The 23,001-nt window shown below is 69.5% G+C and carries 21 protein-coding genes; 9 read left to right on the forward strand and 12 right to left on the reverse strand.

Annotation, left to right across the window (positions count from 1 at the left end):
- Positions 1-98: 98 nt before the first annotated feature.
- From ACIA8G_RS42305 to ACIA8G_RS42315, 3 genes are read right to left on the reverse strand one after another with little or no spacing between them, the layout of a single operon-like run.
- The gene (locus ACIA8G_RS42305; protein WP_396424464.1) at positions 99-1,304 is read right to left on the reverse strand and encodes an acyl-CoA dehydrogenase family protein; all 1,206 of its coding nucleotides are present in this window, start codon (positions 1,302-1,304) and stop codon (positions 99-101) included.
- A 1-nt stretch (position 1,305) separates the two neighbouring features.
- Complete coding sequence (locus tag ACIA8G_RS42310; RefSeq protein WP_396424465.1) at positions 1,306-2,337, reverse strand: phosphotransferase family protein; 1,032 nt, start codon at positions 2,335-2,337, stop codon at positions 1,306-1,308.
- The gene (locus ACIA8G_RS42315; protein WP_396424466.1) at positions 2,334-2,990 is read right to left on the reverse strand and encodes an HAD family hydrolase; all 657 of its coding nucleotides are present in this window, start codon (positions 2,988-2,990) and stop codon (positions 2,334-2,336) included. Before ACIA8G_RS42315 ends, ACIA8G_RS42310 begins: the two co-directional genes overlap by 4 nt.
- A gap of 157 nt (positions 2,991-3,147) precedes the next feature.
- On the opposite strand from ACIA8G_RS42315, the gene ACIA8G_RS42320 reads away from it, so the two are divergent.
- Genes ACIA8G_RS42320 through ACIA8G_RS42330 form a run of 3 tightly spaced genes read left to right on the forward strand, consistent with a single transcriptional unit; the run spans position 3,148 to position 7,388 of the window.
- Positions 3,148-4,668: a carboxylesterase/lipase family protein gene (locus tag ACIA8G_RS42320; protein ID WP_396424467.1), complete on the forward strand. Its 1,521-nt coding sequence runs from the start codon at positions 3,148-3,150 to the stop codon at positions 4,666-4,668.
- Positions 4,669-4,682: 14 nt separating this feature from the next.
- Positions 4,683-6,182 carry a carboxylesterase/lipase family protein gene (locus ACIA8G_RS42325; protein ID WP_396424468.1) on the forward strand — a complete coding sequence of 500 codons (1,500 nt, stop codon included), beginning with the start codon at positions 4,683-4,685 and terminating at the stop codon, positions 6,180-6,182.
- 3 nt (positions 6,183-6,185) lie between these two features.
- Positions 6,186-7,388, forward strand: coding sequence for an MFS transporter (locus ACIA8G_RS42330; RefSeq protein WP_396424469.1), 1,203 nt, complete (start codon positions 6,186-6,188; stop codon positions 7,386-7,388).
- Positions 7,389-7,413: 25 nt separating this feature from the next.
- Here the strand turns inward: ACIA8G_RS42330 and ACIA8G_RS42335 are convergent, their stop codons facing one another.
- Together ACIA8G_RS42335 and ACIA8G_RS42340 are read right to left on the reverse strand one after the other, a co-directional pair.
- Positions 7,414-10,476, reverse strand: coding sequence for a BTAD domain-containing putative transcriptional regulator (locus ACIA8G_RS42335; protein WP_396424470.1), 3,063 nt, complete (start codon positions 10,474-10,476; stop codon positions 7,414-7,416).
- Positions 10,477-10,635: 159 nt separating this feature from the next.
- The gene (locus ACIA8G_RS42340; RefSeq protein WP_396424471.1) at positions 10,636-10,788 is read right to left on the reverse strand and encodes a hypothetical protein; all 153 of its coding nucleotides are present in this window, start codon (positions 10,786-10,788) and stop codon (positions 10,636-10,638) included.
- A 200-nt stretch (positions 10,789-10,988) separates the two neighbouring features.
- On the opposite strand from ACIA8G_RS42340, the gene ACIA8G_RS42345 reads away from it, so the two are divergent.
- A complete protein-coding gene (locus ACIA8G_RS42345) occupies positions 10,989-12,185 on the forward strand; it encodes a diguanylate cyclase (protein WP_396424472.1) in 1,197 nt (398 codons plus the stop codon).
- Between the two features lie 4 nt (positions 12,186-12,189).
- Here ACIA8G_RS42345 and ACIA8G_RS42350 read toward each other — a convergent pair whose 3' ends face one another.
- The gene (locus ACIA8G_RS42350) at positions 12,190-13,032 is read right to left on the reverse strand and encodes an alpha/beta fold hydrolase (RefSeq protein ID WP_396424473.1); all 843 of its coding nucleotides are present in this window, start codon (positions 13,030-13,032) and stop codon (positions 12,190-12,192) included.
- A 10-nt stretch (positions 13,033-13,042) separates the two neighbouring features.
- On the opposite strand from ACIA8G_RS42350, the gene ACIA8G_RS42355 reads away from it, so the two are divergent.
- Complete coding sequence (locus ACIA8G_RS42355; RefSeq protein WP_396424516.1) at positions 13,043-13,507, forward strand: PPOX class F420-dependent oxidoreductase; 465 nt, start codon at positions 13,043-13,045, stop codon at positions 13,505-13,507.
- Positions 13,508-13,750: 243 nt separating this feature from the next.
- Here ACIA8G_RS42355 and ACIA8G_RS42360 read toward each other — a convergent pair whose 3' ends face one another.
- From ACIA8G_RS42360 to ACIA8G_RS42370, 3 genes are all read right to left on the reverse strand, one after another.
- Entirely contained in the window at positions 13,751-14,371 is a 621-nt protein-coding gene (locus ACIA8G_RS42360; protein WP_396424474.1) for a VOC family protein, read from the reverse strand.
- A gap of 51 nt (positions 14,372-14,422) precedes the next feature.
- Entirely contained in the window at positions 14,423-16,423 is a 2,001-nt protein-coding gene (locus ACIA8G_RS42365) for a putative bifunctional diguanylate cyclase/phosphodiesterase (protein WP_396424475.1), read from the reverse strand.
- Between the two features lie 90 nt (positions 16,424-16,513).
- A complete protein-coding gene (locus ACIA8G_RS42370; RefSeq protein ID WP_396424476.1) occupies positions 16,514-16,855 on the reverse strand; it encodes a hypothetical protein in 342 nt (113 codons plus the stop codon).
- A gap of 264 nt (positions 16,856-17,119) precedes the next feature.
- Here ACIA8G_RS42370 and ACIA8G_RS42375 point away from each other — a divergent pair, with 264 nt between their 5' ends.
- Together ACIA8G_RS42375 and ACIA8G_RS42380 are read left to right on the forward strand one after the other, a co-directional pair.
- Positions 17,120-17,881 carry a glycerophosphodiester phosphodiesterase gene (locus ACIA8G_RS42375; RefSeq protein ID WP_396424477.1) on the forward strand — a complete coding sequence of 254 codons (762 nt, stop codon included), beginning with the start codon at positions 17,120-17,122 and terminating at the stop codon, positions 17,879-17,881.
- 54 nt (positions 17,882-17,935) lie between these two features.
- Positions 17,936-19,345: an MFS transporter gene (locus ACIA8G_RS42380; RefSeq protein WP_396424478.1), complete on the forward strand. Its 1,410-nt coding sequence runs from the start codon at positions 17,936-17,938 to the stop codon at positions 19,343-19,345.
- Here ACIA8G_RS42380 and ACIA8G_RS42385 read toward each other — a convergent pair.
- Genes ACIA8G_RS42385 through ACIA8G_RS42395 form a run of 3 tightly spaced genes read right to left on the reverse strand, consistent with a single transcriptional unit; the run spans position 19,308 to position 21,396 of the window.
- On the reverse strand, positions 19,308-20,171 hold the full coding sequence (locus ACIA8G_RS42385) for a hypothetical protein (protein WP_396424479.1): 864 nt from the start codon (positions 20,169-20,171) through the stop codon (positions 19,308-19,310). The genes ACIA8G_RS42380 and ACIA8G_RS42385 overlap by 38 nt on opposite strands.
- Positions 20,168-21,052 (reverse strand): hypothetical protein, encoded by an 885-nt coding sequence (locus tag ACIA8G_RS42390; protein ID WP_396424480.1) that lies wholly within the window; start codon positions 21,050-21,052, stop codon positions 20,168-20,170. Before ACIA8G_RS42390 ends, ACIA8G_RS42385 begins: the two co-directional genes overlap by 4 nt.
- Positions 21,049-21,396 (reverse strand): PadR family transcriptional regulator, encoded by a 348-nt coding sequence (locus ACIA8G_RS42395; RefSeq protein ID WP_396424481.1) that lies wholly within the window; start codon positions 21,394-21,396, stop codon positions 21,049-21,051. The genes ACIA8G_RS42390 and ACIA8G_RS42395 overlap by 4 nt, the downstream gene beginning before the upstream one ends.
- 224 nt (positions 21,397-21,620) lie before the next feature.
- Between ACIA8G_RS42395 and ACIA8G_RS42400 the strand changes: the two genes are divergently transcribed.
- Positions 21,621-22,376, forward strand: coding sequence for a thymidine kinase (locus ACIA8G_RS42400; protein ID WP_396424482.1), 756 nt, complete (start codon positions 21,621-21,623; stop codon positions 22,374-22,376).
- A gap of 237 nt (positions 22,377-22,613) precedes the next feature.
- Positions 22,614-22,958: an RNA polymerase-binding protein RbpA gene (locus tag ACIA8G_RS42405; protein WP_030466135.1), complete on the forward strand. Its 345-nt coding sequence runs from the start codon at positions 22,614-22,616 to the stop codon at positions 22,956-22,958.
- Positions 22,959-23,001: the final 43 nt, after the last annotated feature.

Consider the following 23,001-nt stretch of genomic DNA (forward strand, 5'->3'; position numbering starts at 1 on the left):
CGCGGTAGCCAGGGGGCGCTGGCCGGGGGTCCTGTAGCCGAGGGTCCTAGTCGGGGTTCTGCAGCCGGGGGTGCGAGATCCGCCCCCCCGGCTTGGCCCTACAGGTACTTCTTGAGCTCTCGCTTGGCCAGCGACATGCGGTGGACCTCGTCGGGGCCGTCGGCGATGCGCAGGGTGCGGGTGGCGGCCCACAGCTCGGCGAGCGGGGTGTCCTGGCTGACGCCTCCGCCGCCGTGGGCCTGGATGGCCTTGTCGAGGACCCATTCGGTCATCAGCGGGGTGCCGATCTTGATGGCCTGGATCTCGGTGTGGGCGCCCTTGTTGCCGACGGTGTCCATCAGCCAGGCGGTCTTGAGCACGAGCAGGCGGGCCTGTTCGATGCGGACGCGGGCTTCGGCGATCCACTCGTGCACGACGCCCTGCGCGGCGATGGGCTTGCCGAACGCCACTCGCGAGGAGGCGCGGCGGCACAGCAGTTCCAGGGCGCGTTCGGCGATGCCGATCAGGCGCATGCAGTGGTGGATGCGGCCGGGGCCGAGGCGGGCCTGCGCGATGGCGAAGCCCTCGCCCTCGCCGGCGATGAGGTTCGACGCGGGGACGCGGACGTTCTCGAACAGGATCTCGGCGTGGCCGCCGTGGGCGTAGTCCTGGTAGCCGAAGACCGTCATGGCGCGCTTGACGGTGATGCCGGGGGTGTCGCGCGGGACGAGGATCTGGGACTGCTGGCGGTGGCGGTCGGCGTCGGGGTCGGTCTTGCCCATGACGATGAAGATGGCGCAGTTGGGGTTCATCGCGCCGGAGGACCACCACTTGCGGCCGTTGATGACGTAGTCGTCGCCGTCGCGTTCGATGCGGGTGGCGATGTTGGTGGCGTCGGAGGAGGCGACGTCGGGTTCGGTCATGCAGAACGCGGAGCGGATCTCGCCGTCGAGCAGCGGCTGCAGCCACTGCTTCTTCTGCTCGTCGGTGCCGAACATCGTCAGCACCTCCATGTTGCCGGTGTCCGGCGCGGCGCAGTTCAACGCCTCAGGGGCGAGGTGGGGGCTGCGGCCGGTGATCTCGGCCAGTGGCGCGTACTGCAGGTTCGTGAGGCCGTCGCTGTGCTCGGGGTGGAAGAGGTTCCACAGGCCCTGCTTGCGGGCCTCGACCTTCAGCGATTCCAGGACGGGCTGGCGTTCCCAGGGGTCGGCGGCGTCGTGCAGCTGCTGCTCGAGGACGGCCTCGGCGGGGTAGACGAACTCGTCCATGAAGGCGAGCAGCCTGGCCCGCAGTTCCTCGGTCTTGGCGTCGTAGGCGAAGTCCATGTCAGAGCTCCTTGTGGGCGGCGGCGAGACCCTGCCGCACGAGGGGAACGGTGAACGCGCCGAGCTTCTCGAACCCGGCGCCGACGGTTTTGCCGCTGGCGAAGCGGTAGTGGATGCCTTCGACGATGACGGCGAGCTTGAAGTAGCCGAAGGCGATGTACCAGCCCAGCCCGGAGGTGTCGGTGCCGGTGCGGGTGGTGTAGCGGGCGACGAGTTCGTCGGCGGACAGGAAGCCGGGCATCGACGGGACGCTGCCGGTGATGGGGTCGTTGTCGACGCCGAGGCCCTGCCAGTAGACGTAGAGCAGGCCGAGGTCGGCGAGCGGGTCGCCGAGGGTGGCCATCTCCCAGTCGAGGACCGCGCTGATCTGCAGTGGTGACTGGGTGACCAGCGCGTTGTCGAGGCGGTAGTCGCCGTGGATGATCGCCACGCGCTGGGAGTCCGGGACGGTGTCGGCGAGTTTGTCGCGCAGTTCGTCGATGCCGGGCAGGTCGCGGCTGCGGGAGGCGTCGAGCTGCTTGCCCCACCGCTTGACCTGCCGGGCGAGGAATCCTTCCGGGCGCCCGAAGTCGCCGAGGCCGACCGCGTCGGGGTCGACGGAGTGCAGGTCGGCGAGCACGTCGACGAGCTTGCGCGACAGGACGGTGGCCTTCTCGGAGTTGAGCCACGGGCACTGCTTGCGCTCGCGCAGCGCGACGCCGGGCATCTCCGACATGAGGTAGAAGGGCGCGCCGATGACGGAGGTGTCCTCGACGAGCTGATGCGCGTGGGGCACCGGCACCGACGTGGGTTCCAGTGCGGAGATCACGCGGAACTCGCGGGCCATGTCGTGCGCGGTCGCCAGCACGTGCCCGAGGGGCGGGCGGCGCAGGACCCAGCGCTGGGTGCCGTCGGTGACGCGGTAGGTGAGGTTGGAGCGGCCGCCGGGGAACAGCTCGCCCGACAGCGGGCCTGTGCCCAGGTGTGTGGCCAGTGCCTCCAGGTCGAGGCCGGGAAGGCCGGGTGAGTCTGAAGAGCCAGGGGTGCCGGTCACAGGTTCACTCCGAGGGTGGCGAGGGTGGCGCGGGTGTCGTCGGCGTGGGTGTGGCGGAACGCGTGCATGCCGACGGCCTGGGCTGCTTCGACGTTGATCGGCGCGTCGTCGAAGAACACCGCGCGGCCGGCGGGGACGCCGATCTGGTCGAGGGTGTGACGGTAGATGCGTTCGTCGGGCTTGCGCATGCCGATGCGGCCGCTGATCACGACGGTGTCGAACAGCTCGAGCAGCAGGTCCTTCGGGTACCCCTCGCCCCAGCTGTTGGACAGCAGCGCGGTGTGCAGGCCGGCGGCGCGGGCCTTGCGGACGAGCTCGACCATCGCCGGGTCGGGTGTCGCGCCGCCGAACATGCGCTTGAGCAGCCCGTTCTCGTCGATCGCCGCGCCGCTGGTGGTGATCAGCTCGGCGGCCAGCAGCCGTTCGAACTGCGCCACGGTCAGCTCGCCGGTCTCCAGGCGGAAGACCGGGTTGTCCGGGAGCGCGTCGCGGCCGAGCCATTCGCGCATGACGCGACCGTAGACCTCGCGGTCGATGGCCTCGGCGTGCAGCCACGCGCCGACGAACTCGGGTACGGAGACCGTCAGGACGCCGCCCCAGTCGAAGACCAGGGCGTCGACGAGCGGCTGCGGCGGAAGCGTTGTGTCACCCACGAGTCGGAGGGTACCGACCGGTCGGTATGTCGGCAACCGGTGAGGCGACCGGTGATCGGGCACATCCACTTTCGGTGGATGGGACATGTCTCTTTATCCGGTATCCGGCTTGCCCTGTCCGGCGATACGTTCGAGTCCGAAGGGGGTCGGACAACTCATGGCAAGGATTCCCGCGGTGGCTGTGGCCGCCGCGCTGGCGCTCGCCGCCATCCAGGTCCCGGTCGCTCACGCTGACAGCTCTATGAGCTCTGAGAGCGACGGCAGGGTCGTCAAGACTGACAAGGGTGCCGTGTCCGGCACGGTGACCAGTACCTATCGCACGTTCGGCAACATTCCGTTCGCCGCGGCGCCGGTCGGTGAGAACCGGTGGCGGGACCCGCAACCGGCCGCGCCGTGGCAGGGCGTGCGGGACGCGACCACGCCGTCACCGCTGTGTGCGCAGGCACCGGCGCTGGGGTTGCCGGGGTCCGTGGTCGAGGACTGCCTGTATTTGAACGTCACCACACCGGCCCAGCGGTCGAAGCCGCGGCCGGTGATGGTGTGGATCCACGGTGGCGGGTTCACCAGTGGCGCGGCGGGCACCTATGACGCGCGGTGGCTGGCGACGAAGAACGACGCCGTGGTCGTGACGGTGAACTACCGGCTCGGGGTGTTCGGGTTCTTCGGCTATCCCGGTCTGCCGGGTTCGGGGACGTTCGGGCTCGCGGACCAGCAGGCCGCGCTGCGGTGGGTGCAGCGCAACGCCCGTGCGTTCGGTGGTGACAGCAGCAACGTGACGGTGTTCGGTGAGTCCGCCGGTGGGTTGAGTGTCTGTGCGCAGCTCGCGTCGCCGGGGGCGGCGGGGCTGTTCGGCAAGGCGATCATCCAGTCGGGTGCGTGCGGGACGACGTTCCCCGGCCGGGAGCCGGGGCGGTTCGCGACGCAGTGGCGGTCGCGGGCGGAGGTGGAGCGCACGGGCGCGGCGCAGCCTCTGGGGTGTCCGGATCTCGCGTGCCTGCGGGCGTTGCCGGTCTCGAAGCTGCTGCCGGTGCACAGCGCGTTCGCGTTCCCGGCGTTCGGTACGCGGGTGTTGCCGATCGATCCGCTGGTCGCGCAGAACACGGGCCGGTTGCACCGGGTGCCGACGATGATCGGGTCGACGCACGACGAGGCGACGGTGTTCGTGGGGCTGGCAGAGCCCGCGCCGATTCCCGAGAGCACTTACCGGGCTCGCATCGCCGGGCTGTACGGGGAGACGCTCGCCGACCAGGTGGTGGCCCGCTATCCGGTCAACGGCAACGGTGACGCGCGCGACGAGATCGCGACGGTGCTCACGGACGGGTCGCTGGCGTGCCCGTCGCAGGACGCCCGCCGGCGGTTGAAGGCGCCGGGGTACGAGTTCGCGGACACCGATGTGCCGATGTTCTTCCCGGACATGCCGCCGTTCCCGGGCGGCTACCGGGCTTATCACGCGGCGGAGTTGCCGGTGTTGTTCGACTTCGGCCTGCCGCTCTCGCCTGGGCAGCGGGAGTTGTCGGACTACATGGTCAGGGCGTGGGGGCGTTTCGCGCGCACCGGTGATCCCGGCTGGCGGGCCGAGGTGCAGTCGCTCGCGGCGGGGGCGGTGGGGCCGGCTGATTTCGCGAAGGACCACCAGTGCGGTTTCTGGGGAAGTTCTGATTTCTGGGGAGAACAGTGAGGGGTGTTCGTCTGATGTCACGACTGTTGACGGCGGTCGTTGCCGCGGCGATGGCTGGTGCCGTCATCGTGAGCCCTGCCGCTGCCGCTGAGGGCGGCGGCGCGGTGGTCAGGACAGACAAGGGTCTGGTCTCCGGGACGGTGACCAGCACGTATCGCACGTTCGGCAACATCCCGTTCGCTGCTGCGCCGGTGGGTGAGAACCGCTGGCGGGATCCTCAGCCGGCCGCGGCGTGGCAGGGCGTGCGGGACGCGACGAGGCCGGCGCCGATCTGCGCGCAGACCTCGCAGCTCGGCATGCCGGCGTCGGAGACCGAGGACTGCCTGTACCTCAACGTCACGACGCCTGCCGGTGAGGCGCGCAAGCCGCGGCCGGTGATGGTGTGGATCCACGGTGGCGCGTTCACGGCCGGTGCGGCGTCGCAGTACGACGCCCGGCAGCTCGCGACGAAGAACGACGTCGTCGTGGTGACGGTGAACTACCGGCTCGGGGTGTTCGGGTTCTTCGGTCATCCCGGTCTGCCTGGTTCCGGCACGTTCGGCCTGGCCGATCAGCAGGCGGCGTTGAAGTGGGTGCAGCGCAACGCTCGTGCGTTCGGCGGCAACCCGGGCAACGTGACGGTGTTCGGTGAGTCGGCGGGTGGGCTGAGCGTGACCGCGCAGCTCGCGTCGCCGCGTGCCGGTGGGCTGTTCGCCAAGGCGATCATCCAGTCCGGTCCCGCCGGGCTGACCTCGCCGTCACCGACCGAGCCCGGCAAGCTCATCCACCTGTGGCGGTCGCGCACGGACACGGAGAACGCGGGCGTGGGCACCCTGGGGTGCGCGGACGTGGCGTGTCTGCGGGCGCAGCCGGTGGCGAAGCTGCTGAGCGTGCACGAGCAGTTCGGCCTCCCCTCGTTCGACACGGCGATCCTGCCGATCGACCCGGTGGTGGCGCAGCGCACGGGCCGCGTGCATCACGTGCCGACGCTGGTGGGGACGACGCACGACGAGGCGACGTTGTTCGCGGCGTTGATCTATCCGCAGCCGCTGCCGGAGGCGACCTACCGGGCGCAGCTGGCCGGCTTGTTCGGTGAGGCGAAGGCGGATCGTGTCCTGGCGAAGTACCCGGTCAACGGCAACGACGACGCCCGTGACGAGCTCGCGCAGGTGCTGACCGACGCGTCGTGGGCGTGCCCGACGCAGGTGGCGCGCAAGGAGCTGGGCCGCTATGCGCGGGTGTCGGGCTACGAGTTCGCCGACCAGGACGTGCCGCTGATCTTCCCGCTGCCGCCGTTCCCGGACTACAAGGCCTACCACGGCTCTGAGCTGCTGATGCTGTTCGAGTTCCCCGGCGTGACGCTCTCGCCGCAGCAGCGCGAGGTGTCGGACTACATGCTCACGGCGTGGGGCCGGTTCGCGCGCACCGGTGACCCGGGGTGGCGTTCGGACGTGCAGTCGCTGGCACCCGGAGCAATCAAGGGCACCGATTTCGCCCGAGATCACCGGTGCGGGTTCTGGTCCTCCATCCTGTAGCTCATGCCCGGCTACCGCGAGCTCGCCCGCGATGGTGAGTTCCGCGCCCTGTTCGTGGCGCACGTGGTGTCGGTGGCCGGGGACCAGTTCGCGAGGGTCGCGCTGACGGTGCACGTCTACGACCGCACCGCCAGCGCGGGCCTGACCGCGCTGACCTACGCGTTGACGTTCCTGCCGGACCTGGTCGGCGGGCCCCTGCTCTCGGGGCTCGCCGACCGTTTCGCGCGTAAAGAGGTCATGGTGGCCGCCGATTTCGTGCGGGCGGCGTTGTTGTTGTTCATGGCCGTGCCGCTGTTGCCGTTGTGGCTGCTCGCGACACTGCTGGTGCTGGTGCAGTTCGCGGGGGCACCGCACGGCGCGGCGCGGGCGGCGTTGCTGCCGCAGATCCTGCCCGACGACCGCTATCCGCTGGGTCAGGCGGTGCTGAGCACGGTGACGCAGGCGGCCCAGGTCGCGGGCTTCCTCACCGGCGGCGCGCTGGTCGCGTGGCTCGGGCCCGCTCTGGTGCTGGTCGCGGATGGGGTGACGTTCTGCGTCTCGGCGTTCCTGGTGGGGGTGTTCCTGCTCGATCGGCCCGCTCCGGCCAACCCGCACGTGCGGGCGTGGCCCGCGGATCTGGTGGGCGGGGCGCGGCTGGTGTGGGGTGATCGCCGGTTGCGGGCGCTGGTGGCGCTCGCCTGCGTGTCCGGCTTCTACATCACGGCGGAGGCGCTGGCGGCGCCGTTGGCGGCGAGGCTGGGTGCGGGTCCCGCGGCGGTGGGGGCGATCTTCGGTGTGTTCGCCGCCGGCACGACGGTGGGCATGGTGCTGCTCGCCCGGATGCCACGCGGCCTGGGGATGCGGTTGATGCCCTGGCTGTCGATCGCGTCGTGCGTGGTGTTGCTGCCGATGGCACTCGCACCGGGCCTGGCGTGGTCGTTGGTGTTGGTCGGGCTGTCCGGCGCGGCGAGTGCCTACCAGTTGCTGGCGAACACGACGTTCGTGCGCACCGTGCCCGACGCCACGCGCGGGCAGGCTTTCGGTCTCGCGGTCACCGCGTTGCGGGTGTCGCAGGGGCTGGGGATCGCGGCCGCCGGGGTGGCCGCCGAGTGGTGGCCCCCGCACCAGGTGGTCGCGGCGGCCGGGGCGGTGGGTGCGCTGGCCGCCGGAGGGGCGGCGTGGTCGTGGCGCCACGCCGCGCGATCATTCGCGCAGGCGGGCCAGTGAGTGCGACGCGCGCACCCTCCCGTGGCTACCGCGAACGAAGTCCTGCCAGCAGCGTGCGGGCGCGTTGTTCGACGAGGCTCCGGCCCTGGTTCGCGGCCACCCGGACGGCCTCGGTGGCCGTGTCCGCGGCGGCCGTGGAGTCACCGAGGTCGAGGTGGTCGCGGGCGAGTTCGGTGAGCACGTCCGCTTCGAGCAGGAGTTGGCGGCTGGCGCGCACCAGTTCCAGCGCCTTGCCCGCGTGCAGCAGCGCGGTGCCGGGATCACCGAGGCCGCGGTGCGCGGTGGCCAGCCCGAGCAGTGCGGCGACCTCACCGAAACCGAACCCGATCTCCCGTGCGAGTTCCAGGGCCTGACCGCATTTCGTGGCCGCTTCGGCGTGGTCGCCCCGGTGGTTGTCGATCGCGGCGAGCAAGGTGATCGTGTTGGCCTGCGTCCGGCGTTCGGCCACCTCCCGGCTCACCAGCAGAGCCTCGGCGGCGAGCCCCGCGGCCAGGTCGGCCCGCTCCGCGTCGAGATGCACCTCGGCGAGGCTCATCAGCGACGCCCCCTCGCCCACGCTCTGCCCGGTCTGCCTGCAGTAGGCGAGCACCTCCTCGTGGTCGGCCACCGACTCGTCCAGCCTTCCGAGCGCCCACCAGGCGATGCCCCTGCCGTTGAGGCAGCGGTGCACCAGCTCGCGGTGGTCGATCTTGCGGGCGAGCGCGAGTGCTTGTTCGTGCAGGTCGAAGGCTGTCTGCGGGTCACCGCTGTACGTGGTGGCGACACCGATGAAGTTCAACGTCCGCGACTCCGACTCGGTGTTTCCCGCCGAGCGGGCCACAGCGAGGGCCTTGTCGAAGTACGTCAGCGCGTCCTGCGGCCGGCCCTGCTGCACCTGCTGACGGCCGATGTTGCGCAGGGCGTCGGCCTCACCGTCGAGGTCCCCCAGCTGTCTGGCGATGGTCAGTGCCTGCACGTGGTGCACGTAGGCCTGGTCGTACTCGCTGAGGTCGTGGAAGAGCAGCCCGAGCAGATCCAGCAGCGAGACGCGGGCCTGGTGGTCTCCGGCTGCGTCCGCGGCACCCAGCGCCGCCGTGGACGTGGCGATGGCCTCCCTGGTGTGCCCGCCGATCTGCAGGTAGCCGTGCAGCACCTCGACCATCCGCCACGCCAGGTGCTGGGCGGCCGGACGGGTCGCCGCCCAGGTGAGGACCGCGAGCAGGTTGTGGTGCTCGTCGTCGAACCAGCGCACCGCGTCCGCCTCGGTGAGAGCGGGGTCCGCTGGAACGTCACGCACTGCCGCGACGGGGTAAGCGATCCGCGCGGCCTCGGCCGCGCGGCGCAGGTAGTGCTCGACCAGCCTGAACATCGCCGGATCGCCGTCAACGCCGGCGAGCCCGGCCGCGTACTCGCGGATCAGGTCGTGGAAGCCGCACCGGCCGGGCGCGGTCCGCTGCAGGAGACCGGCGGCCACGAGACGGTCGACTGCCCGGCGCGCGTGCGGCACGTCGGTATCGGCGAGCGCGGCCGTGGCGGCGACGCCGATGTCCGGGCCCGGCACGAGGCCCAGCAGCCGGAACAACGCGCGATCGGCCACGTTCAGCCGCAGGTAGGACTGGTCGAACGCGGCCCGGACAGCGTTGCGTTCGTCGCCGTCGATGGCGAGCGCGGTGACCCGGCCTCGGGTGGTGAGCTCGGTGGTGTAGTCGGCGATGCTGCAACCGGGGTCGGCGGCGAGGTTCGCGCCCGCGATCCGCAGCGCCAGGGGCAGGTGCGCGCAGGTCTTGGCGAGTTGTCCGAGTGCGCCGGCCTCGGCCGCGGCACGCTCAGGACCGAGCAGGTCGGCGAGCACCGCACGGGACTCGTCGTCGTCGAGAACGTCGAGCGGCACACCGCTGGCCCCAGGGCTGACCACGAGGCCACGCAGATCGTGGCGGCTGGTGATCAGCACGACGCAGCCGGGCTGACCCGGCAGCAGGGGCCGCACCTGGTCGGCGTCGGCGGCGTTGTCCAGCACCAGCACCATGCGGCGTCCGGTCAGCGCGCTGCGCAACAACGCCGACTGCTCCTCGACGTCGTCAGGCACTCGATCGCGACCGAACCCGAGCGCACCGAGGAACCGCGTCAGCGCCGTCGACGGTGACAGCGGCGGGTCGGCCGCGAAGCCCTGCAGGTTCACGTACAGCTGTCCGTCCGGAAACTTCTCCCGCCACCGGTGAGCGACATGAACGGCGAGGGTGGTCTTCCCGACGCCGGGAGGCCCGGAGATCACGATGTTGCGATCGCCGCCGGGCGTGAACGCGAATTCGTCCAAGCCGGCGATGACGGTGTCCCTGCCGATGAACCGGTTCACGTCACCGGGCAGCTGCGCCACAGCGGGCGCGGGATCGTCGGCGGCCAGCACAGCCTCGTGGGCGGCCCGCAACCCGGAGCCGGGGTCCACGCCGAGCTCCTCGGCGAACCTGCGACGCACGGTCTGATAGGTCTGCAACGCGTCCGCGCGTCTGCCCGTGCGGTGCAACGCGGTCACCAGCTGAGCCCAGAACGCCTCGTGCCACGGATGTTCCTCGGTCGCCCGGATCAGCTCGCTGATCACCTCACCGTGCTGACCCAGTTCGAGGCTCGCGTCGAAGAACCGCTCCCGCACCCGCAGCAGCTGCTCGGCCAGCGGCGGCACGTCCTCGCGGTGCAACGACTCCGAGTCGACGTCGTCGAGCATCGGCCCACGCCAGCACTGCAGCGCCTGACTCAGCAGAGCCAGCTCGTCGCGGGGCTGCGCGAGCCCCGCCGCCCGCACGGCGTCGCGGAACCGCGCCAGGTCCAGCGTCGCCGGGTCGATCCGCAGCAGGTAGCCGTGCGGATGGGTTTCGATCACGGCCCCGTCGGCCAGCAGGCGACGCAGCCGCAGCACGTACATCTGCACGGACTTGCGACCGGCCGGTGGCGGGTCCTCGTCCCACAGCCTGGCGACGATCACGGTCACGGGCACGACCGTGTTCGCCCGCAACAGCAACGTGGCGAGCAGAGCTCTCTGCTGCGGTCCGTTGACGTGCACGGCAGACCCGTCCCGCAAGACCTCCAGCGGTCCGAGCACTCCGAACGTCAACACGCCTGACCCCCGACGACACCATCGCGGCACGGCCCCCGCCGCAGGCGGTCATTCAACCAGCGCGTCTCGTCGCGCGCGCGAGTCTGCCGGGAAACGCCAGGTCGACGGCACTGGAGGGTGCCGGCGTACACCCTCCGCCGCCATGGCCGCCGAGCGTCCCTAGACAGTCCAGTCCGTCGACGCGAAGGTCCAGTCGGTGCTCGCGAACGTCCAGTCCGTCGAGTGGAACGTCCAGTCGGTGCTGGCCTTGAAGGTCCAGTCCGTCGAAGTGGAGGTGCAGGTCCAGTCAGTCGACAGCGCGCGGTTCATCATGACCGTCTCCTTGTGGGAAATGAAGGTGTTACAAGGGGTGTGAAACGCGAGGACTACTCAGGGTGAGGTCCCCCACATGGAGCCACGACTTCGCGTGACCCGGTAGCTACAGTGGTTGGTTCCTGATGGTTTTCGGTGGGGGTGGCAGCGTGCCTTGGCTCGACCCGCGCCGGTGGAAGTTATGGTCCCTTCCTCCAGTCGTGCTGACCTACGTCGTGACGATTGCCGTGACAGCGGCACTCGTCACGCTCGCAACCGCACGGCTTACCCCGTTCGAGGTGCGCGACTGGTACTGGTTCGCGGCACTGTGCGTAGCCGCCCTGGTGCACCTCGAACTGGCGCGCGGTATCGAACGGATCCGCGAAGTCTCCGCTGAGGGTGTCCCCCACGCGCAGATGCAGTCGGTGTGGCAGTTCGCGGGCGTGCTCGTACTCCCCATGCCACTCGTCGTCCTGCTGGTCGTGACCATCTACCTGCACGCGTGGCTGCGGGTCTACAAACGCCGGGCGGTTCTCTACCGGAAACTGTTCTCCGCCGCCACTGTCGTACTTGGGTGCGCCGCAGCGCAATGGGTGCTCGCCATGTTCTCGGCATCGGACCCGTCCCAGCTGGACGGCCCACGCGGGCTGCTCGCCCTCGTCATCGCCGGATTCCTGTACTGGTTCGTCAACTACGCCCTGGTCGTGGGCGCCATCATGATGTCCAACCCGGCGAACCCGGTCCGCACAGCACTCGGCCACGCCTCCGACATCCTGATCGTGACCGCGTCGGTCGGACTCGGCTCCGGCATCGCCATCATCGCGACCGCCCGCCCGTGGCTGTCCCCGATCCTGCTGCTCACCGTGCTCGCGCTGCACATGGGCCTGCTGCTGCCCCAGTTCCGCGTCGCCGCCCGCACCGACTCCAAGACCGGCCTGGTCGACGCGACGTTCTGGCACGACGTCGCCGAACGCGAACTCGCCCGCGCCCGCCGCCTGGTGTCCACCGTGGGCGTGATGATCCTCGACCTCGACCACTTCAAGCTCATCAACGACACCTACGGCCACCTCGCCGGCGACCGGGTCCTGCGCGCCATCGCCGACGTGGTCAAGCACGCCGTCCGCTCCTACGACCTGGTCGGCCGGTTCGGCGGCGAGGAGTTCGCGGTCCTGCTGCCCGGTGTGGGCACCGACGAGGTGCGGGCGACCGCCGAACGCATCCGGTTCGACATCGCCCGCCTCGAGGTCGACGTCATCGACCGCTCGGGCGAGCCGCAGCGCATCATCGGCCTGACCGCCTCGATCGGCGCCGCCGTGTTCCCGGATACGGCGACCGAGCTCAGCCCGCTGCTGCTGGCCGCGGACGAAGCGCTCTACCAGGCCAAGAACAACGGCCGGGACCGCGTCGCCACCGCCTGACCGCCTAGCCGTCCAGGAAGGTCGCGATCTGCTTGGCGACCTGGTCCGGCTCCTCCACCCACGGATAGTGCCCCACGCCCTCGTGCACGTACATCGAGGCGTTCGGGAACAACCCGGCCAGCTCAGCACACCGACGGACCGGCGCGATCGGGTCCACCGTGCACGCGTACACCAGCACCGGGTGGTCGAACTCCTCCATCGCCCGCCGCAGAATCCCCGGCACGAACGCACCCTCGGCGTTGTAGCCCAACGCCACCGAGTACTTCCACTGCCCGAGCTCCGCGTTCGCGTGCGCCTGCGCCCGCTCGTCCCACCGGGCGTACAGCAGCGGAGAGGCGGCGACACGGTTCTCCACCGAGTCGTCACCCGCCGCATTGCGCTCCAATGCCGCCGTCGCCGCCGCGAACCACGGCCGATCCGCACGGGAGGCCAGGAACGTGTCCCAGTCACTCTGCTCCGGCGACAGCCCGACACTGCGCAACGCCGGCGTCAGCAGCACCAGTCTGCCGACCCGGTCCGGGAAGTCCGCGGCATACCCCATCGCGATCCCGGCGCCCGCCGAGTGCCCCAGCACGTCGACGACGTCCAGCCTCAGGTGCCGGCGCAGCATCTCCACGTCCCGCACCAGCATGTCCCGCCGGTAGGTGAACGGATCCGCCGGCTCGTCGGACTCCCCCGTGCCCCGGTTGTCCAGGATGATCAACCGCCGGTGCGCGTCCAGCCCGCCCAGCGTCTCCAGGTACACCGACGCCCGGCCGGGACCACCGGCGAGCACCACGAGCGGAGCGCCCTCCCCCGCTTCTCGATAGGCGAGCTGCGTGCCGTCGAACGAGGTGAACCGTGCCATGCTGCACATCATGCCGAAGATCGCCACCGCCGACCTCGTCGACCGGCCGCACTTGCTCGAGTTCCTGCGCACCAGACACCACGGCGTCCTGATCACCCGCCGCTCCACCACCGACGGCCTGCAGGTCTCCCCCGTCGCCTGCGGACTCGACACCCAGGGCCGCATCGTCATCTCGACCTACCCGCAACGCGCCAAAGTCCGCAACGCGCGCCGCGACCCGGCCGTCACCATGTGCGTGCTCTCCGACGACTGGGACGGCCCCTACGTCCAGATCGACGGCACCGCCGAAGTCCTCGACCTGCCCGACGCGCTCGAGGACTTCGTCGAGTACTACCGCTGCATCGCGGGCGAACACCCCGACTGGGACGAATACCGCGCCGCCATGATCCGCCAGGGCAAGGCGCTCGTGCGCATCACCATCGACTCCTGGGGTCCCATCGCGACCGGCGGCTTCCCGCCCGAGCTGGAAGCCTGAGCTCCACAGCCCAGCAACCCGCGCCCCAGCCCTGACTGGCGTCCGCAAGTACCACCAACTCGACATCAACAGGCACTCTTCTACTACCAACAGGGAACATCGCGCCCCAGAACACCGGGCGTCTGTTCGGCGGCCGGCGAACAGGTTGGGTGTGGTCCAGGGCGATTCGATCAAGAGTTGGCGGTACTTGCAGACGCCAACAGCGCCAAAAGCGCCAACGATCCCGAGGTTCGGACAGGATCCTCAGGTCAGGTGCCTGGCAGCCCAGGTACCGCCCCACCCCGCCGGCCGCTCCAGCAACACGCACTCACCACCACGCGGACCGGCGATCGACGCGATCCGTCCAGTTGGCACGGTCGTGGGCTCCAGCAGCACCCGACCGTCCAACTCGGACACCCGCGCGCACGCCGCCTCCAGATCGTCCACCGCGAAGTACACCGTCCAGCCGTCCCCGCGCGTGGTCGTCAACCGGCCCGCCACCGGACGCGGATCGCCGTGCCGCGACGACGTGAAAAGAACAAAATCCTCCGTACCGGGCTCGATCGCCCAGCCCAGCTCCCCGGCCCAGTACGCGTCATCCGGAGCGCCGGTCATCAACTCGACCCAGCACGGCTCACCGGCCCGCGGCGCCGGCGCCCACGGACCGTGCAACACCCGGCCAGTGTCCACAGAGGAGTTCCCGGCCAGCTCACGCGGCTCGTCACCACCGAAGAACACACGCCAACCCTGTTCTCCCGCAACAACATGCGCCGCAAGTCTGTCACCCACCCAGCCCGTGAACGACCCGTCCGGCTCCGGTATCACCGCCCAGCCGAGAACACCGGCGAAGAAGTCCACCGACAACTCAGGCTCGGCAACGCTCAACTCAAGACGACGCAGACCACAAGACGACACGGGCATCCCATCAGGCGGTGATCAGGAGCGCGCACCATCCTCTGCTCCGACCACCTGAGACGACAATGCGCCATTCGGCGGCATGCGCTCCGCGTTCACCACATCACGCAACGGCACCGGCCGCCCGAGGTGGAACCCCTGCCCCACCCGCACACCGAGCCGTCGCAACGCCTCCACCTGCGACGGACGCTCCACCCATTCCGCCACCGCCGACAGACCCAGCCCCGTCGCGATCTGCACGATCCCCGACACCAGCACCGCGTCCGCGTCGTTCGTCTCGATGCCCTTCACGAACTCGCCATCGATCTTGATGCCCGTGATCGGCAGGTGCTTCAGGTGCACGAACGACCCGAAACCCGAACCGAAGTCGTCCAGCGTGATCCGGCACCCGAACTGCCGCAGCTGCGTCGCCAGCGACACCGCCGCGTCCAGATTGGTCACCGCCGCCGTCTCCGTGATCTCCAGCCCCAGCCGCCCCGGCGCCACCCCCGCCGAACCCAGCTTGTCCAGCACGAACCCGCCGAAATCCGGATCCTCCAGCGTCCGGCCCGACACGTTGACGTTGAACCGCAACCTCGAGTCCGGCTCCGCCACCAGCGCGTCGATCGCCGTCGACAGCACCCAGCGGTCGACCTCCAGGATCAGGTTCGACCGCTCCGCCACCGGCAGGAAGTCCGCGGGACCGAGATACGGCTCCTGCCCGTCCTCCAGCCGCAGCAACAACTCGTGCCCCAGCACCTTGCCCGACGACAGCTCGACCATCGGCATGCCGTGCAACGCCAGCCCGCCCCCGGCCAGCGCCGCTCTCAAGCGGTCCAGCACGCTCACCCGCTTCACGGTGTCCGCGTAGTGCGTCGGCTCGTACACCGTCACCCGGTCACGACCCGCCGCCTTCGACGCGTACAACGCCAGATCCGCGTTCGCCAGCACCAACTCCCAGGAATCCCCAGGACCGAACTCCGCCAGACCCGTGCTCACCGTGATCCGCGCCGGCGTCCCGATCCCCGCCAGCGGGAACCCCGCCACCGCGTCCCGAAGACCATCGGCCACCTCGGACGCGTCCTTCGGCGACGCACCCGGCAACACGACCGCGAACTCGTCACCGCCCAGCCGCGCGATCAGCCGATCACCCAGCCTCGACTGCAACGCCGACGCCAGCATCCGCATCACACGATCGCCCACCGCGTGCCCGCGCAGATCGTTGACGTCCTTGAAGTTGTCCAGATCCAGCACCAGAAGCGCACCCGAACCGTTGTTCGCCAGCTCCTGCTCGAGCGCACGCGTCAACGCCCTGCGGTTCGGCAGACCCGTCAACGGATCCTGCTCCGCCATCCTCACCAGCTCGTCGTGCACACGCGACGACTGCGTCACGTCATGCGCCGTACCCAGCGCACGCAACGGCGCACCGTTGTCACCGACCACGACCTCACCGAAACACTCGAACACGCGCTCCTTGCCGTCCGGGCGCAGCATCCGATGCGTGTACGTGAACACCGACCCCGTCTTGAGCGCCGCGTCCAGCGTCTCCTCGATCATCGGCAGATCGTCGGGATGCACCAGCTGCGAGTACAGCTCGAAGTCGAACGCCGTCCCCGGCGCGAACCCGAACATCTCCAGCAGCGTGTCCGACCACGTCACCCGATCGTCCGCGATGGACCACTCCCACGTGCCCATCCGGCCCAGCGCCTGCGCCCTGCGCAGCGCGTCCGCCTCCTGCGTCACCGCCAGCTCACGATCACGCCACGCCGACACGTCCACGACCTCGTACATCAGGTCGTCACCCAGGTTCGAGCACCGCACCTCGAGCCACTTCGGACCCGGAGCCAGGACTTCCCGCGCCGGCGCGGGCGCCTCGGGCACACCCGGCAGCAACGCCGGCAACGACCGGCCGTACGCCTGCTCCACCGACACCCCGAGCACAACGCCCAGCGCCCGGTTGCACCACAGGAGGTTCCCGCGCGCGTCAGTCACGGCATAGCCGACATCCGCGCGGTCCAGCACCGTGCGGCAATAGGAGGTCACGCGCGTCATGATCGTCCGATCACCGGACGTAAGCAACCCGCTACGCCGGTAGGTTCGCTGTTGGGCGAACGGGCTTGATCTACGAACAGCTCAGCGAAGCCGTTCCAAGCCCTTCGCCGACTCCACCAGGTCAGCCGCCAGCTTCCGCAGCTCCTCGTTCTCCGCACCGTCCTGCGCCGCCGTCACCACATCCTCCGCGGCGCACCGCAGCTGGAACAACCTGTCCTGCAGATCAGCCAGCTCCGCGGTGCTCAGCACCACCGCGTCCTCCGGCAACCCACCGCGCTGCAACGCCGCCCGCCGCTCGTACGCACGCTGACGACACGGCTGCGCGCAGTACCGCCTCGGCCGGCCGATCCTCCCACTCCCCGGCAACCGCCGCCCGCACCACGCACAGTGCCTGGGCTCATCCGCCTCCATGGAGCGCTCCATGGCGAGCGAAGGTAGCGGGTCCGGAGTGCCGTCTCCAGCGACGCGCCAGAAAGCACGACCTTCGTAGGGAACCGGACAGTACCGCTGCGTCGTTTGGTGTTGGTTCGGGTGGGGCCCTGGTGGTTTGGAGCGGTGAGTTGTTGATGTTGCCGGAGGACTCAGACGACTGAGTTCAGGCTGCACTGAAGTTATCGAGATGAAGAAGAAAGTGTCTCGCCACCCACTGTCCACCGCGGAGCCACCGCAGGCAGGCACACTCGGGACGTGACCCACCCGTACCTCGCCGGCCCGCACCCCCGAGCCTTCGCCCACCGCGGCTGGCACGTCGACGACCTCACCGGCATGGAGAACTCGCTGAGCTCGTTCCGCCGTGCCGTGCAGGAGGGCTACCGCTACATCGAGACCGACGTGCACGCCACCAGTGACGGCGAGGTCGTGGTCCACCACGACCACACGCTCGACCGCACCACCGACGGCAAGGGCCACGTCGCGGACCTCCCGTGGACCGAGGTGCGCCACGCCCGCATCGGCGGCCGCGAACCCATCGCCCGCCTCGCCGACGTCCTGGAGGAACTGCCCGACACGTTCTTCAACATCGACGTGAAGGCGGACGGCGCCGTCGAGCCGATCCTGGCGCTGCTGCGCAAGGCCAAGGCGCTGCACCGCGTGTGCCTCGCGGGCTTCTCCGACAGCCGGCTCGCCCGGCTGCGCCGCAGCGGCGGACCCGACCTGCTGACGTCCATGGGACCGCGCAGCGCCGGCGCGCTCTGGGCGGCCGGGCGGATCCCGTTCGCCGGACTCGCCGTGCGCGGCCAGGTCGCCCAGGTGCCACGCAGCCAGGGCCGCCTCACCGTCGTCGACCGCCGCTTCGTCCAAGCCGCCCACCGCAGAGCACTCGAAGTGCACGTGTGGACCATCGACGACGAGGCCGACATGCGGGCACTGCTCGATCTTGGCGTCGACGGACTCGTGACCGACCGGCCCGACGTCCTGCGCGAGGTACTCCGCTCGCGCGGTACCTGGTAACAGCTTGGACAGTCGATCATGGGACGAGTCGGCGGACAAGTACAGTCCGCCGACATGAAGGTCAAGGGCGACGACGCCGCCGACGCCAACACCGCCAGCCGCCGCAGGGAACAGCGCGGCTGGGTCTGGTACGACGTGGCGAACTCCGTGTTCCCCACGTCCGTGGTCACCGTCTTCTTCTCGCTGTACCTCACGAGCATCGCGGAGAACGCCGCCAGAGCCGACACCGCGCTCAACGGGGCGAACCCCTGCGCCAACGACAACGCGTTCGACCACTGCGACGTCACGTTCCTCGGACTGCAGTTCCCCTCCGGCTCGCTGTGGGGCTACCTGCTCTCACTCGCGACCGTGATCCAGGTCGTCGTGCTGCCGATCATGGGCGCCATCGCCGACCGCACCCAGAACAAGAAGAAGATGCTCGCCGCCTTCGCCTTCACCGGCTCCGCGGCCACCATCGCGCTCGCCACCGTCCAGGGCACCAACTGGAAACTCGGCGTGCTCTTCTTCGTCCTCGCGAACATCTGCTACGGCGCCAGCGTCGTCGTCTACTACGCCTTCCTGCCCGAGATCGCGACACCCGACGAACGCGACGCCGTGTCCAGCCGCGGCTGGGCCTTCGGTTATCTCGGCGGCGGCGTCGCGCTCGCCATCCAGCTCGGCATCACGCTCTCCGCCGACTCCCTCGGCATCACCTCCGGCGACGCCGCGCGCATCGCGTTCGTCATCTCCGGCATCTGGTGGGCGGCGTTCACGATCATCCCGCTGACCCGCCTCACCGAGCACCAGTCACCGCACGGCCGCGAACACGGCGCCTCGGTGGTCAAGGCCGGCTTCAAGGAACTCGGCACGACCATCAAGCAGGCCAAGGCTTTCCCGCTCACTCTGGCCTTCCTCGGCACCTACCTGATCTACACCGACGGCATCGCCACGGTCGCCAACGTCTCCGCCCAGTACGGCAGCGTCGAGCTCAAGTTCGAACAGCAGACCCTCATCACGGTGATCCTGATCGTCCAGTTCGTCGCCTTCATCGGCGGCGTCCTGCACGGCTTCGTGGCCAAGCGCGTCGGCGCCAAGAAGACGATCCTCGGCTCACTCCTGGTGTGGATCGTCGTGATCACCGCGGCGTTCTTCGTGCAGGCGGGCGACGAGATGCAGTTCTACCTCGTCGCCGCCGGCATCGGCATCGTGCTCGGCGGCACGAACGCGTTGTCCCGCAGCCTCTTCAGCCAGATGGTCCCACCCGGCCGGGAAGCCCAGTACTTCTCGCTCTACGAGGTCGGCGAGCGCTCCACCAGCTGGCTCGGCCCGCTGGTGTTCGCCGGCGTCGGCCAGGCCACCGGCAGCCTGCGGCCCGCCATCCTCGCCCTGATCATCTTCTTCGTCGCCGGCTTCATCCTGCTGATCTTCGTGCCCGTCCGCCGGGCCATCAAGGCCGTGGGAAACCAGGAACCCTCACTCGTCTGACCGGAGCGGCGGCGCTGACCACGAGCAGCGCCGCCGCCACCACGGCGAACACCGCGGTCTCCCGCGGCCCGTACGCGATCATGATCGCGAGCGGCCCCAGCAACAGCACCCCGAAGATCGACAACGCGCGGCCGAGCACGAAGTCGCCGCGCACCAACGCGAACACCCGCACCCCGAACACCGCGACCGCGATCACCGTGCCCCCGCTCCCCCACACCAGCATCTCGGCGAGCCCGAGCACCAGCGCTCCCCCACCCCACCAGGCGAGCCTGCGAGCCGGCGGTGCCGGGGCGTCCCGGTGGAAACCCAGGCACAGGCACGCGAACGTGACCACGTGCGGCAACTGGTAGAGCAGCGCGGTGAACCCCGTCCCCGGCATCGCCACCTGCAACGCCAGCGGCATCAGCAGCAGACCGGACACCACCTTCGCCGCCGTGCGCCGCCCGCCCAGCAGCAACCCGAACGCCACCAGCGGCGCCAGCGCCCACAGCAACCAGCCGATCGTCCACACAGGAGTGTCCTGCGGGGCGAAAGTCCGGTAGACCGACGGCACCACGTAGGTGAGCCCGAGCAGCATGCCGAGCACACCGACCGCCCGCACGACCTCACCCAGCCACACCTGTTCGCCCACGGCCGCGAACCGGGTGCGCACCGCGAGACCCAGCATCGCGAACGTCTCGCCCCACCCCGGCCAGCTGTGCTCCAGATCGAGCTCGTCGGTCCGTCCGGCCAGGAACAGCCCGACCATCTCCTCCTCGCGGTCCTGCCGGTACCACCGCGGCAGGACCTTCAGCAGCGTCCGATAACGACGCTCGAGGTTGTTCACGACACCCGGAACTTCTGTGCCGACGGCCGCCGCACCGGAGCCACGATGGTGATCACGAGCACCGCCAGCAGCCCGACCACGATCCCGTGCACCTCACTCCCGACCAGCCACACCAGCGGCACCAGCTGCGGCACCGCGAACAACGACAGCGCCCGCCCCAGCACCACATCACCCCGCACGAACGCCACCACCCGCACGATGAACGTGACCAGCACGACCGCCAGTGGCCCCGCCCCCAACGCGAACCCGCCGGCCAGACCGAACAGCAGCGCTCCGCCGCCCCACCACGCCAGCCTGCGCACGGGCGGCGTCGGCGCCTCCCGGTGGAAACCCAGGCACAGGGCCACGAAAGTGACGATCGACGGCACCTGGAACGCGAGCCACGACAGAATGTGCTGCAGATCCGCGAGCGACACGAACGCCGGCATCACCGCCGCGAGCGCCGCCACCTTGGCCAGCGTCCGCTTCCCCGCCAGCAGCGCCACGAACGCCACGACCGGCGCGAAGTCGAACACCCGCAGCCACGTCAGCGCGTTGACGATCTCCGGGTGGTTGTAGGCGAAGGCCATGCTCGTGATCGCCCCGCCCGCGTAGAACACGCCCAGCAGCAACCCGATCATCCCGAGCGCCCGCACGACCTCGCCGCGCCACACCGCCTTCGCCGGCGCCTGCGTCATCCCGCTCCCCGCCGCGAGATGCGTCCGCACCGCGAGACCGAGCATCGCGAACGTCTCGCCCCACCCCGGCCAGCTGTGCTCCAGATCGAGCTCGTCGGTCCGCTCGACCAGGAAGAGACCGACCATCTCCTCCTCGCGGTCCTGCCGGTACCACTTCGGCAGGACCCGCAAGAGCGCCCGATAACGGCGCTCCAGGTTCCTCATACCCGCCTCGCCCATGCCTGGACGCCCCTCCCCCTCAGAACCGCCGAAGCCGCGCGCACGTTCGCGCTCAGCCTCGCGACCTCCGCCTGCAACGCCCGCACCCCGGAGTCGGTGAGCTTGTAGTAGCGCCGCAGCCGCCCCTGGTGCACTTCCTCGCGGTCGCGTTCGGCGAACCCGTCCGCCACCAACCGGTCCAGCACCCCGTACAACGTGCCCACCCGCAGCGCCATCCGCCCCTCGGACAGCTGCTCCACCGCCTGCACGATCGCGTAGCCGTGCAACGGCTCCTCCGCGAGCGCGGTGAGCACGAGGAACGTCTGCTCGGACATGACCCGACCACTCATGTCGTTGAATATATCGCCGCGCGAGCTATATCGGGAAGCGGAACAAGCGGAGCGGTCCACTTTTAGTCAACACTGAAGCAATAGAGCAATTCGAGTGATCCGGATGTTTCGACGATCACCGCAGCGGCTATGCCCACGCCACGATCCGGCCGGAGCCGGAAGGACTCAGCGCTACCTCGTGGGGATTCATGTTGATCAGGTGCCAGGCACTAGGGTGACCCGCCGTGGACGCCCTTCCCGATCCGACAGATGCCCTGTCCGCCTTACCTGTCGCGGGTTCCCGACGATCTACGCCGGTGGTGGGACATCTGAAGTTCTTCTTCGGCCCCATGGACTGCGGCAAGTCGACGCTCGCACTGCAGATCGACCACAACAACTCCCGGCAGGGCCGCCGCGGCCTGCTGCTCGTGCGCCACGACCGGTCGGGCCACGCGCAGATCTCCAGCCGCATCGGGATCACCCGGGAGGCCGTGGAGGTGGGCGAAGAAGATCTCCGCCGGCTCGTGCGAGCCCAGTGGGCGCAGGGGCACCGGGTCGACTACCTGATCGTGGACGAGGCGCAGTTCCTCTCCCCCGTTCAGGTGGAACAGCTGGCAGAGCTCGCCGACGACGTTCAGGTCGACGTGTACTGCTTCGGGCTGGCCACCGACTTCCGCGGGGAGATGTTCCCCGGCTCGGCGCGGTTGTTCGAACTGGCCGACGAACTCAAGGCGATTCAGGTCGAAGTCCTGTGCTGGTGCGGCGTGCAAGGGCGGTTCAACGCGCGAGTGCGGGCCGGTCGGGTGATTCGCGCCGGAGACACGGTTCTGGTCGCCGATACCAAGCCGGACACGGAGCAGCACCGATCGGGTACAGAGAGCAACTGTGTAACCGATAACACGGAAACTACTGTCCGCTATCAAGTGCTCTGTCGGCGTCACTTCCGGTTGGGTGACCTAGGCCCTGACGTCGCACAAAGTGGTCAGCTTCGCTTGGCCTAGCGACTACCCACAGGCCCTGCTAGGCCATTAGAGTGACGCATGAGCGCAGTAGCTTGATAACGCGTCACGATCCTGTGGCGATCGCATCCATTAGTAGGAAGCCTTCGTTGACGAGTGAACGACGTCACTGTGGGCGACCATGAGAGCGAACCGGAAACAAACGGAGCAATCCGGGCGTTGCACACGGTGAGCAAGAAGCCTGGGCCCCGGCCCTGAGCCGAGCGAAAGGACACCGCCATGGCCGACCGCGTTTTGCGTGGCAGCCGGCTCGGAGCAGTCAGCTACGAGACCGACCGCAACCACGACCTCGCTCCGCGCCGGGCAGCGCGGTACGCCTGCCCGAAGGGACACGACTTCGAGGTCCCCTTCTCCGACGACGCCGAGCTGCCGCCGACCTGGGAATGCCGTCTCCACGGCACCGAGTCGAAGATCATCGACGGTGTCGAGCCGGAGGTGAAGAAGGTCAAGCCGCCGCGCACGCACTGGGACATGCTCCTGGAGCGCCGGTCGATCCCCGAGCTCGAGGAGCTGCTCGACGAGCGCCTCGAAGAGCTGCGCGGACGCCGCACCCGCACGGCCTGACCTCCCAGAGGTCGTCGCAAGAGCAAGTCGCAGACGTCTCAAG

The organism is Lentzea sp. NPDC051213, from assembly GCF_044455585.1.
Lineage (GTDB): Bacteria > Actinomycetota > Actinomycetes > Mycobacteriales > Pseudonocardiaceae > Lentzea.